This is a genomic window from Acinetobacter sp. WCHAc060033, assembly GCF_004209125.1.
In the GTDB taxonomy this organism is placed as follows: domain Bacteria; phylum Pseudomonadota; class Gammaproteobacteria; order Pseudomonadales; family Moraxellaceae; genus Acinetobacter; species Acinetobacter wuhouensis.
Genome location: NZ_SGSW01000016.1, coordinates 1 through 11,492 on the forward strand (window position 1 = coordinate 1; position 11,492 = coordinate 11,492).

Below are 11,492 nucleotides of genomic sequence, written 5' to 3' on the forward strand. Positions count from 1 at the left end.
TGCACGTTCTACAGAGGAGGCGCGAGAAGCAGCTGAGGACATTATGATTGGTATTGATAAAACCTCGCGAATGATTACACAGTTATTGACCTTAGCTCGGATTGAACCTAATGCTCATCAAATTCAAGGCTCAGTCGATCTCGTTAATATGATTCAAAGTACTCTTATGATGATGGATTTTCAGATTCGTCAAGCTAAGGTTGACTTACAGCTACAACTGGAGTCAGCCTTAGTTATGGCACAACCTGAGCAATTGGAAATTATGCTCCGTAATCTTTTAGAAAATGCCATCATCTATCGTAGTCATGAACGCCCATGTGTCATTAAAATCAGTTGTGGCTGTGTTGAAAATTATAGTTTTGTGCAGATTGAGGATAATGGAATTGGTTTGGATGAAGCACAAATACCTCTGATTTTCCAAAGATTTTATAGAGTGAATCAGAACAGTGTCATTATTGGCAGTGGCCTTGGCTTATCGATTGTTAAGCAAATTGTCGATTTATATCACGGAAAAGTTGAGTTACATCGGACAAATGCTATTGGTGGTCTAATTGTTAGGATTGAATTTAATCATCAGAACTAAATAATGGTGTTATTTAAAGGGCTGAGGAGTGATTTTAAAAAATTATAGATTGGGTTGTCACAACTACTTATGACTTTATAGCGACAGAGTTAAAAAACACAGCATAAGTCTGATAAAAGTAATAGTACAACTTATGTCACCTAAAGTGAGTGTGGTATTAAAGTTCATGTTAAGTCGTCTAAGGTTGAGTAATTAGGAATTCATAGTTACGCCTTGACACCCAACAGAGTAGTTGAGGCTTTATCGAATTTTCAAGTAATTTTGGATAAGCTAAAAACACTACAGGATTAAATTTAAGTATATTAGGGTGGCTTTAATATTTAAATTTGTGAGTAGCAAAACTCTTCCCAACTAAGTATACCTTTTAGTGTATTTTTTTATTTAAATAGTTATAAAAATATTAAATATCAATGTTAAAAAACCAATGCATCATTGGAGTATGGTTGGAGAGATCCGTCGTTAATTCATTGATCGACATAAAAAACCTTAATTTAACTATTCAAAACTCTGCATATAAGAAGAGCAGTTTATTGCAGAAAAAATGATTTTAACGGATATAGCATGTGGATGCAGTATTTTCATGTTGAAGAATTGCGCGATTCTAATTTTAAAAAAAGCTAAAGCCTCATAGAAGCTTTAACTTTAACAGTATTCGATTGAATAGCATCAAAAGAGTTGGGATTAAGAATTTGAAAGTACCATCGGGCTATTTAAATTTGTATTCATTCAATTATTTTAGACTCAGAATGCCCATACCAGTTTTAAATAACTGGTATGACCTTCAGGACGATTTTCAACATTGGTTTCTTTCAGATATTTTGCTTCAAGTGACCAATTTTTATCTTGATATTGAATTGCAGGACCTACGGCTAAAACCTGTCCACGCATGCCAATTTTATTTCCATTCACTTCATCTGATTCGGTTTGCTTAAAGGCGTAGCCTTCGACAGCAACTTTGACATGGTCATTGAGTTTATAGCCCACGCTGTAATCACCTGCAAAATATTCTCCAGACTTATACTCGGTGTCATCATTTTCAGTGTTGAAGCTATAAGACAGTTTGGTCGAAATATCTAAACCATTTTGAGGGGCATAGGTATAGGCAATGATCGGGCGCACGGTATTGTAATTTTTACCGATATTGGCAACCAAAGGCTGTGTTGGCGTTGCTGAGTCATATTTCCCCGTGTCTAAAACACCTTCAACAGCACCGATCCAGTGATGACTGCCATGATGCCAACCCAGCATTGAGCCGATAATTAAATCACCTAAGCCGCTGTTGCTGTCTGACATTCCTGCAGCTGAAAGCCGGATATCTACAAAAGGTTGAGCGGCATAGAAACCGAGTTGCCCACCCAGATAATTTTGCTTGGTCATCCAAACTAAACGGGGGATGATTGCATTGACATCGGCATGAAAGTTTGGTGGTCCATTATCAAAACTGCCTGCATGATAGTTTTGATAATAACTGAGTAGGTACACACCAGGCGGTGGTAATGCACCTGCCATCATGCCTTCCGCACCAAGTGCAAAAGAGTCACCGCCATTTTCTGTGGCATGTGCGGATGTGGTCAGGAAACCGATGATGAAAGGAAGCGTTAAACTTACGATTTTTTTCATGTGAAATCCTTTTATTACTGTTGTCGTCCAGTTTCTGGTTAATGAATCATGTCTTTACAGCCATGAATTCGCCTTGCCTGATGTTGCAATCTGCATCCTGAGATTGAAAAGGCAAGTATGAGTTTCATGTGATCTGCAATGCATGCAGATCACACAAGTTTTGAGCTAAGTTTTAAATATCTAAGATGCGGTTAGATATGTTTAAACAATGCCGAACGTGACTGTCCGTTTGCGCCATCAGCAGCACTTAAGAAGCGTTCAGTATGAATGTCTTTTTCAAATAAACGGCTCTGCATCAGGGTTGAAATGGCTGCATCAATCATCGGTGGTGGACCACACAAATAAGCTTTATGCCCACTGCATTTATTCTCAAAATGACTGGCAACCGCTTCATGCACAAAACCTGTAAAACCCGTCCAGGCATCTTCGGTCTTTGGTGCATTTAACGCAGGGATGTAGTGAAAGTTCGCATGCTCTTTGACAAGATTTTCGAAAATTTCACGGTTATACAGTTCTGAAACATCACGTGCACCCTGGAATAAATAGATATTCCTTGTTTCACCCGCTTCAAGTAAATCCAGAATCATGGATTGTGGGCTGGATAAACCCGAACCACCTGCAATGAAAATCACGCCACGATCATCAGACTTACGGACAAAGAATTGCCCATAAGGTCCTGAAATATCCAGTTCATCGCCTTGTTGTAAACTTTCATGTACATAAGTTGTGGCTGCACCACCTTCAACTTTACGGATATGTAATTCGACAATGCCTTCTTCATTCGGTGAATTGGCGATTGAAAATGCACGTGTACCTTCAATATTTGGCAATTGAATATTTACATATTGACCCGCCTGGAATTGCATCGCACGATCAATCTGCAGGCGGATGCCTTTGATTGTGGGTGACAGGTCTTTAATTTCAATTACTTTTGCCTGGTAGTCTTCAACCAGATAGCCTAAGAAATCCTCATCTTCATCGACATCCGCTTCAATGACCATGTCAGATTCAGGTTTACAGCAACACGCCAAAACCTTATTTTCTTCACGCTCAATATCCATCAGCGCAAAAGGAGAAGCTTCACCGACATCGTAAAAACCATCAGTCACTTGTACTTTACACGTACCGCATGTGCCATGTCCGCAAGCGAATGGGAGCCAGACCCCTTGACGCAAAGCTGCATCAAGGATGGTTTGATCTTCTTCGACTTCAATCGTGGTACCGATTGGTTCAATGGTAACTTGATAACTCATCCGCGTACTCCCTTAAACATGACTGCCTTTGTAGCCCGTTAAATTTGGCGTGACAAAGCGTAAAAGAGATTTATGATCGAAGCCTTGTTCTGCCAATGTTTTTGAGAAATCAGCATTCAGCGCTTCACGGTTTAAGGTAAATTGCACAGTTGACCAATCAATTTCTGTAAATTCAGGGTGTTGGCTGAATCCACCAGCGATTTGTTGATCAATTAATTCTTGCAAAGTTTGTTGTGGTGATACCACAAAAGCATGCGCTGAACAAAAAAGATTGTGTTGATCCCAACCAATAAATAACAGCATGTTATCGCCATAATTTTTTTGTAGATCAAGAGCTTCAAATTGATAATTGTCTTGGATTGCTTGTACTGGCATGAGAATACTCCTAAATTCCTTGAGCGAAGTGCATGCTGTGCGTGGCGTTGAAAATGGCTGACACAGCAATGAACTTCATCTTTTATTCCTTATGATGCTTATGCACCTTTCCATTTTTTCCAGCGTTCTTGGTCTGGTGAACCTTCAATATCTAAGTTGTCCGCGCCAACATTAAAGTTGTAATAGTCACGTAAAATCGTTTCTAAATCTGGACCACCACAGTTGCCTTGCAGGATTTGGTTCACTGGTAACCATGCTTGGATGTATTTCTCAGGTTCACGTTCGAAAATGTCATGACAACCATCTGAACAGGTGTGATAACGCTCGCCTTTATAAATGCTGTCACGGTAACTAAACATGGTTGGGTCACCATCCATTTCCGTAAAGGTCATTGGAATCTGACAGATCTGGCACAATTGTGGTAAGCCGTTGCTATAGAAACGTTTGCCTTCAGCTTCTAATTTACGTGCCAGTTCCCATTTTGGACGATAGTATTTATCGAAGGTGTCAGGGTATTTCGCAGATAACCAATCCATTTCTTCATCAGTTGGAATCCAGGTATGGAAGCCTGCTGCATGACCGAAGTTATAGAAAATCCACCATGCTTGATGCGAAACGTGTTCTTTTTCTTTTTCAATCACTTCTGAGTATTTCGGCATACGAATACCGTAACGGCTCAAGTCTTTGAATAATGCACCGCCTGCTTCTTCAAAATAAGTTTCCCATGCTTCTTTCCAGGACATGACTTTATTTGGCAACATGTAATCCATCATCATGCCGACGATAGAGAGTAGGCGAGTACCACGCCAGAACCATTTATCAATCCATTCCTGTACGATTGGCACGTTGTCTTCATGCTGTTCAAGTAAGAATTTTACAATTTCCAGACCGAGTGTCATGTGGCGTGCTTCATCAGACTGTGCTGAGAAACCAAAAGTCACCGTCGCCATATCGCCGTTATAAGCCGCACCAGACATGAAAGGAACGAACAATAAGTTGGTGAGTACATATTCAAAGGCAAAGCTGATCGCCAGTAAAAACTCAAATGGACCTGCAGAACGTGCATCTTCAAAGAATGATTTAGGTACAGACAAATACCACACACGGTCATGCATGTGCGACCAGTCCTGGAAGCCATCAAAGAACTTGTTGTAATGGCTCATGGCATGAATCTGGGTTTGCACATGACGCAATTCATCAATGGATTGCATCTGTGATGCAATACGTGCACCGATCCCGCTAAACTGACGACCTACATGGGCATAGCCTTGATAAGCCTGATATTCCAAAGGTGTAACTGCAGTTAAAAACAGTTTAATGGCATTTAAATAGCGTTCATTGGAAACATTCATTTGCCCATTGTTTTGTGCAAAAGCATCGAAAATGGCATAGAGTTTTTTCTCTTTCTCTGCCTGATATTTCCAGTATGAATCCATGGTTAAACGGAACGGATCTTCCCATTTAGACCAATCGGTGATTTTAATGCCTTCAAATTCTTCATAAGGAAAGGCATCTTTACGATCTGCATAGGAAAAGTCCCAATCCAGATCACGGGTCAGCATGCGGTAGCGGTCTTTGGCATTCAGCTTTTTAGTTGCGGTTTTAGTCGCTGTTTTTGTATTTTTAACATCAGTATTCATTTTTGATCATCCTGTTCAATCTTTAAATGCAGTTGTGCAATGACTTAATTCCATTTCAGGGTAAAGGTGTCATCGTCTTCATCGACATTGCCACCCAGCGTGATCATATTCAGTTGTAACTCTTGAATATCCCAGTCCTGTCCGAGTTTTTCAGACACCGTTTCTGCACGAATGATCAAGCCAGTTGTGCTTTCAACACGGATCATGGCTGGTAAATACTGAATCGTGGCATCGGGATTATCCTGTTCAATCGCTTCGATGATGTAGCGAGAGGTATCGTTGTCCTGTAGCGCTAAATAAACTTTTGAAGTCATGGTGCAATTCCTTATGCAATATTAAATGTCAGCTAAACCTGCTTTTTTGCTACGCTCTGCGATCAGTGCAACGGCTTGTTCGATATTGCGATCACCCAATGCAAGACCTGCCCATGCGCTAAACGCTTCCTGAACTTGTGGTAACAGTTCAGCAATCCAGCCTTGAATCAGGGCTTTGTTTTCCTCAGATTCTGCAATGGAAAGTTTGAATACTGGGTCAGACCATTTACGTAAATCGGTTAAACAGTCCTGCATAAATTCAGTCAGCATTGCCACATCACGTGCGCCATTTTCCACTAAATATTGATCAAACTGCCCATAGACAAGGCTTTGGATACAGCTATCAATTAACAGGTTTTGCAGTACATAGAGTTTGAACCAGTCCTGTTCAGTCAGACTTTGTTCACAGAGTTTACGAAGTGGTTGCCAGGCTGCATCATTCATCCAGGCATCTTTGGCCTGTTGTAAAGATTCACCTGTATTGCCATCCAGTGCCAAACCAATACGTGAAATGTATTGCGCCATGCCGAGACGATCCATTGCCGCAAAAATACAGGCTTGGGTAATGACTGTGCCATAACCATAGGCACTGCCTGACATCATGTGAAGATTTGCCGTTTGTTCCACATAGCGAAATGGTAGTAAGCAGGTGATGATTTTTTGCTTCACGTCTTCGCTGATATTTTCAACCAGGAAACGCTTTTCAAAGAAGGCATAATTACTTTCAGCGGTATCCTGTAAACGTGCACGATGTTGTACATAAGCGCCGTAGTAGAACTGACGTGGATCTTTAAACACATACCAGTCCTGCATCTGCAAGGCAGTATGGGTTTTATCATTCAAAGTCTTATCAGGCTTCCATAAAGGGCGATAATGAAAGTTGGTGGTTGCCTGTACATCAAAACTGACTTCCTGGTAACGTGTTGCTGGCTTATTGCCAAAACGGCGTTCAATGTACGCGTAAGTTTGGCGAATTGGGGCTAGGCTCGATGTTTTAATTTCTAAAGTCATCTTGATCTCCGTATGGACTTAAGCGTGATCGTCTTGATCTATATGAGGTTGGGCTGGGTTGAGGACAGTAGGTTCAACGCCATAACGCCATTTGTCTTCCTGTGCGTCATTCCATGCTTGCTGTTCTTCTGTCATTTCTACGACCTGATTTATTTCACAAAAATGCTGAAAAGCTTCCTGAGGTAGAACCAGTTCGACAAATAAAGTTGGATCGTGAATCGCAAAATCGAATTCAACAAATCGGGCATCACGATCACCTGTAATACGAATGTATTTGGTGAGTTGCTGTTGTTGTTGGTTCATAACGAACGTCCTTCTGTTTTTGGCACTGACATCATGTCGGTGACGCAACCTTGCGTTTGTTATGTATATTCCAAAAAGCGTGCCATGTTTTTAATTTATATATTTTTCAAATACTTATTGTCTTTAAATAAAATCCTGATTAATTTGATCAGGCTAATTTCATCATTTGATGAATAGATATATTTGAGATTTTCATGTTTTGATGAAAATGAATGAATAAACTTTGAGTAGTGCTGTTTAAAAACATGGAATTTTTTTAATTTTTACTTAAAAATGTATATTTATAATGAATTGATTTATAAAGGTATAATTTTAATATACTTAAAAGGTATGTAAATATAAGAATAAGGTAGTCTACCCTGGGTTTGTGAATTAGGTAAGATCAATATTGCATTCACAAAGACATATAGCCAAGGACGGACAGTATGCCCAAAGCCAAAGATGTGAAGGTCTATAAGCAGATCCTGGAACAGAATAAAGATATTCAGGATTTACTCGATAAAATTATTTTTGATACTGAGCATGGACAGATATGGTTTGATGAAAACCGTATGTTGCTGATGCATACCAGTATTCTGGGTTATTTGCGCAAAGATCTTTTTAATATGCTTGGCTTGGAACGTACCAAACACTTTTTTATCCGTTGTGGTTACCAGGCGGGGATGCGAGATGCCGAGGTCACTTCAAAACTGCGTCCAAATCTCAATGAAGCAGAAGCCTTTATGGCAGGCCCTCAGATGCATGGCATTCGAGGTATGGTGCAAGTGGATGTGAATGAACTGCATTTAAGTCATGATCAAAAAGAGTTCTATGCAGATTTCAACTGGCTGAATTCTTTTGAAGCCGAAGTGCATTTAAGTGAATTTGGTGCATCGGAGGAACCAGCCTGTTGGATGCTTTTAGGCTATGCCTGTGGGTATAGCAGCTTTGTGATGGGACAGACCATTATTTATCAGGAGACCCACTGTGTTGCTAAAGGAGATGAGCATTGCCGAATTATTGGTAAGCCTTTAAGTGAATGGGAAAATTCAGATGAATTAATCCGCTTTATGTCACCAGATCCTGTGTCAGATGAAATTATTGCCTTACAGGCTGAGTTAAATGAATTAAAGAAAAATATTTATACCGAAGCTGAAAGTGACTACACCATGTTTGCTGCTATTGGGGAATCAGTGGCGTATCGAAAAGTGTGTGACCTGCTTAAAAAAGCCGCAGGCAGTAAAGTTGCTGTACTTTTACAGGGTGAAACTGGCGTTGGTAAAGAAGCTTTCGCACGTGGTGTACATGAAGGGAGCCAACGAAAGGCAGAACCATTTGTTGCAGTCAACTGCGCCTGTATTCCACCAGATCTGATTGAAGCCGAATTATTTGGGGTGGAAAAAGGGGCTTTTACAGGTGCATCACAGACTCGCATCGGTAAGTTTGAACGTGCGCATCGTGGCACGATTTTTCTTGATGAAGTGATAGAACTGTCACCACGTGCACAGGCAGCTTTGTTGCGAATGTTGCAGGAGGGGGAGTTTGAACGTGTCGGTGATCAACAGACACGGAAAGTTGATGTCCGGATTGTTGCTGCAACCAATGAAGACTTAGAACAAGCGGTTAAGAATGGTAAATTCCGTGCTGACTTGTATTATCGTTTAAATATTTTCCCAGTAATGATTCCGCCATTGCGTGAGCGACGTGAAGATATTCCTTTATTAATCAGCCATTTTTTAGCACGTTTTGAAAATATGTATGATAAAACCTTAAAAGGTTTGAGTGATAAAGCTAAAAATTTTGTGATGAAATATGAGTGGCCTGGGAATATTCGAGAGCTGGAAAACTTGCTGGAAAGGGCGACTTTACTGACGGATCATCAACAGGAAATCAAATTAGACAGTTTATTTCCTCAGCTTAAAGAACAGGATGTTGTCGTTCAGCCAGCGAATCGTTTTACCAATGTCGAAGATTTATTTACCGAAGATTTTTCTTTAGAACAACTTGAACAAAAAATTATTCGTACTGCAATGGATAAAAGTCGGCAAAATATTTCAGAAGCTGCAAGATTGCTTGGGCTTAGTCGAGCGACTTTGGATTATCGTTTGAAGAAACTAGCATAAATGAATTTAATCAATGGATGATTCGGTTTTTGAGTTTAATTTTTTATTGAGAATATATGAAAAACATGGTGCAGGAAATCGAGTTTTAGGATTTTAGTTATAATTAATTTGTAGTTTTTTAGTCTCGATAGAGTTAGTAGCATTTTTGATATATGCAAGGATAGCAATAAGAGTATTTGCTAATACACATCAGTTATTATTAAGTGAAAAATAATTGGAGATTTTGGCTAGTTGGTGAGTTTTTAAATTTAGATGAGTGCTTTCTAATCGCCAGAATATAAATTTGAACAGAAACAATTCATACATAGACAATGAAAATCATAATTTTGTATAATTCATCACAATTTTAAAAATTAATACAAAGACCTAGTAAAATGGCGATAAATATTTATTCTGCTTTAGAGCAACTTGGACTCTCACTTGAGAGATTTTAAGTAACTAATTTGCAAGAGTATTACGTTATTTTGTTTAACTATATCAACAGGTTGGGTTTTATTTTAAAACTTGCATACATCACCTAATGAAAGTCAGTTTATAATGCAATAAAAAAGGGCGTATAAAACGCCCTATTTTTTAATACAAATTATTTTTCAGTAGCAATTGAAGCAATCGCAGCATCAACGCCTTCGATTGAATCAGCAGCTTTCTTGATACGTGCAAGCGCATCAACTAATACTTCGTCAGCAGTTGCATAAGAAATACGCATATAACCGCCTAAGCCGAAAGCATCACCAGGCACAACAGCAACACCAGTTTCTTCCAATAACCATGCAGAGAACTCTGTGCAAGATTTTAAACCTTTCGCACGAATCAATGGACGGATGTTCGCATATGCATAGAATGCACCATCAGCAGGAAGACAAGTGATACCTTTAATGTCATTCAAGCCATTTACCACTAAGTCATGACGACGGTGGAACGCTTCGATCATTGGTTGAAGAACGTCTTGAGGACCATTCAATGCAGCTTCAGCAGCAACTTGTGAAATCGAAGTTGGGTTAGATGTAGATTGAGATTGGATTTTTTTCATCGCGCCAATCAATTTAGCAGGACCTGCTGCATAGCCAATACGCCAGCCAGTCATTGCATACGCTTTAGATACACCATTGAGCACGATTACACGGTCATAAAGGTCTGGTGCAACAGTTGCGATGTTATAGAATTCATCATCCCAACGGATTGGTTCATACATATCATCAGAAGCAACCAATACTTCAGGATATTTACGAAGAACTTCAGCCAAAGCTTCTAATTCAGCTTTTGTATAGATCATACCTGTAGGGTTAGAAGGGCTATTTAATACCACTAAACGCGTTTTGTCAGTGATTGCAGCTTCAAGTTGAGCAGGCGTGATTTTGAAACGTTGTTCTTCGCCACATTTCACAACAACTGGCACACCTTCAGCGATGATCACCATATCTGGGTAGCTTACCCAGTAAGGTGCAGGAATAATTACTTCATCACCTTTATTTAACAAAGCAAGTGCCAAGTTAAAGAAAGATTGTTTACCACCACAAGAAACCAAGATTTGGTTAGCAGCGTATTCAAGATTATTGTCACGTTTTAATTTTGCAATAATCGCTTTTTTTAGGCCTGGTGTACCATCAACAGCGGTATATTTTGTAAAACCGTTATTAATTGCAGCAATAGCAGCATCTTTGATGTGTTGTGGGGTGTCAAAATCTGGTTCGCCAGCACCGAGTCCAATTACATTTTTACCAGCAGCTTTTAATTCAGCAGCTTTGTTGGTAACAGCAAGCGTTGGAGACGGTTTGATGGCATTTACACGATCAGAGAGACGTACGTCCACGGCAGTATTCCTTCTTATAGGGATTAAAAAATAAAAAGCACACTATCATAGCTTAAAAATAGCAAGTTGGTCGTCCAAAAAATATGCAAATTCACTAAAAATGCACGAAAATTCAAAATATACTGTATCAAGAAAATACAAATGTAGACTGAATTGGGCAATCACTCGCATCGACGCAGAAATTTTCGTACAATATGCACAGTTAAAATTGAGTGAATCACATGAGCACCCAAAATACTCCCAAGAAAAAGCCAGTAGTAAAACTTCCATTTCCTGTTAAGCATGCAAATGATGCGAAACCTGCGGATGAAGATGTGGAAGACATGCGTCCAAAACCACAGCAATATGCAGATCGCACATGGATGCCACCACGTGGTACACGTCGTTCGATGGGTAAGCGTTAAGTTCAACATGAAATAAAAAAATAGGTGCTTTAAGCGCCTATTTTTTATTATAGCGTTTTTATATTTATTAGAATTTA

General features: G+C 39.5%; 11 protein-coding genes. 3 read left to right on the top strand and 8 right to left on the bottom strand.

Translation table 11 applies throughout. The features are described 5' to 3' along the window. Window positions 1–583 (top strand): sensor histidine kinase (locus EXE10_RS08895; protein WP_130113119.1); only part of this gene is annotated, 583 nt, incomplete at its 5' end. 741 nt (window positions 584–1,324) lie between these two features. Here the strand turns inward: EXE10_RS08895 and EXE10_RS08900 are convergent. From EXE10_RS08900 to EXE10_RS08930, 7 genes are all read right to left on the bottom strand, one after another. Continuing rightward, a complete protein-coding gene (locus EXE10_RS08900) occupies window positions 1,325–2,203 on the bottom strand; it encodes a SphA family protein (protein WP_130113120.1) in 879 nt (292 codons plus the stop codon). Between the two features lie 191 nt (window positions 2,204–2,394). Further along, entirely contained in the window at window positions 2,395–3,456 is a 1,062-nt protein-coding gene (locus tag EXE10_RS08905; RefSeq protein ID WP_130113121.1) for an NADH:ubiquinone reductase (Na(+)-transporting) subunit F, read from the bottom strand. 12 nt (window positions 3,457–3,468) lie between these two features. Then, on the bottom strand, window positions 3,469–3,831 hold the full coding sequence (locus EXE10_RS08910) for a phenol hydroxylase subunit P4 (protein ID WP_130113122.1): 363 nt from the start codon (window positions 3,829–3,831) through the stop codon (window positions 3,469–3,471). Between the two features lie 98 nt (window positions 3,832–3,929). After that, a complete protein-coding gene (locus tag EXE10_RS08915) occupies window positions 3,930–5,471 on the bottom strand; it encodes an aromatic/alkene/methane monooxygenase hydroxylase/oxygenase subunit alpha (RefSeq protein WP_087549520.1) in 1,542 nt (513 codons plus the stop codon). Between the two features lie 44 nt (window positions 5,472–5,515). Next, window positions 5,516–5,785: an MmoB/DmpM family protein gene (locus tag EXE10_RS08920; RefSeq protein ID WP_087549519.1), complete on the bottom strand. Its 270-nt coding sequence runs from the start codon at window positions 5,783–5,785 to the stop codon at window positions 5,516–5,518. Between the two features lie 21 nt (window positions 5,786–5,806). Then, window positions 5,807–6,796 (bottom strand): aromatic/alkene monooxygenase hydroxylase subunit beta, encoded by a 990-nt coding sequence (locus EXE10_RS08925; protein WP_130113123.1) that lies wholly within the window; start codon window positions 6,794–6,796, stop codon window positions 5,807–5,809. A gap of 18 nt (window positions 6,797–6,814) precedes the next feature. Further along, window positions 6,815–7,099, bottom strand: a complete 285-nt coding sequence (locus EXE10_RS08930) for a phenol hydroxylase subunit (protein WP_061524791.1) — start codon at window positions 7,097–7,099, stop codon at window positions 6,815–6,817. A 425-nt stretch (window positions 7,100–7,524) separates the two neighbouring features. Between EXE10_RS08930 and mobR the strand changes: the two genes are divergently transcribed. Next, entirely contained in the window at window positions 7,525–9,201 is a 1,677-nt protein-coding gene (gene mobR, locus EXE10_RS08935; protein ID WP_130113124.1) for a phenol degradation transcriptional regulator MobR, read from the top strand. A gap of 583 nt (window positions 9,202–9,784) precedes the next feature. Here mobR and EXE10_RS08940 read toward each other — a convergent pair. Continuing rightward, a complete protein-coding gene (locus tag EXE10_RS08940; RefSeq protein ID WP_130113125.1) occupies window positions 9,785–11,011 on the bottom strand; it encodes a pyridoxal phosphate-dependent aminotransferase in 1,227 nt (408 codons plus the stop codon). A gap of 221 nt (window positions 11,012–11,232) precedes the next feature. Here EXE10_RS08940 and EXE10_RS08945 point away from each other — a divergent pair, with 221 nt between their 5' ends. Beyond that, window positions 11,233–11,415, top strand: a complete 183-nt coding sequence (locus EXE10_RS08945) for a hypothetical protein (protein ID WP_068974356.1) — start codon at window positions 11,233–11,235, stop codon at window positions 11,413–11,415. Window positions 11,416–11,492 lie beyond the last annotated feature (77 nt).

What these genes read in the sequence shown, in the direction of transcription:
- EXE10_RS08945 (WP_068974356.1), top strand. Translation starts at nt 11,233, where the DNA reads ATGAGCACCCAAAATACTCCCAAGAAAAAGCCAGTAGTAAAACTTCCA.
- EXE10_RS08905 (WP_130113121.1), bottom strand. Translation starts at nt 3,456, where the DNA reads ATGAGTTATCAAGTTACCATTGAACCAATCGGTACCACGATTGAAGTC.
- EXE10_RS08925 (WP_130113123.1), bottom strand. Translation starts at nt 6,796, where the DNA reads ATGACTTTAGAAATTAAAACATCGAGCCTAGCCCCAATTCGCCAAACT.
- EXE10_RS08915 (WP_087549520.1), bottom strand. Translation starts at nt 5,471, where the DNA reads ATGAATACTGATGTTAAAAATACAAAAACAGCGACTAAAACCGCAACT.
- EXE10_RS08910 (WP_130113122.1), bottom strand. Translation starts at nt 3,831, where the DNA reads ATGCCAGTACAAGCAATCCAAGACAATTATCAATTTGAAGCTCTTGAT.
- EXE10_RS08920 (WP_087549519.1), bottom strand. Translation starts at nt 5,785, where the DNA reads ATGACTTCAAAAGTTTATTTAGCGCTACAGGACAACGATACCTCTCGC.
- mobR (WP_130113124.1), top strand. Translation starts at nt 7,525, where the DNA reads ATGCCCAAAGCCAAAGATGTGAAGGTCTATAAGCAGATCCTGGAACAG.
- EXE10_RS08930 (WP_061524791.1), bottom strand. Translation starts at nt 7,099, where the DNA reads ATGAACCAACAACAACAGCAACTCACCAAATACATTCGTATTACAGGT.
- EXE10_RS08900 (WP_130113120.1), bottom strand. Translation starts at nt 2,203, where the DNA reads ATGAAAAAAATCGTAAGTTTAACGCTTCCTTTCATCATCGGTTTCCTG.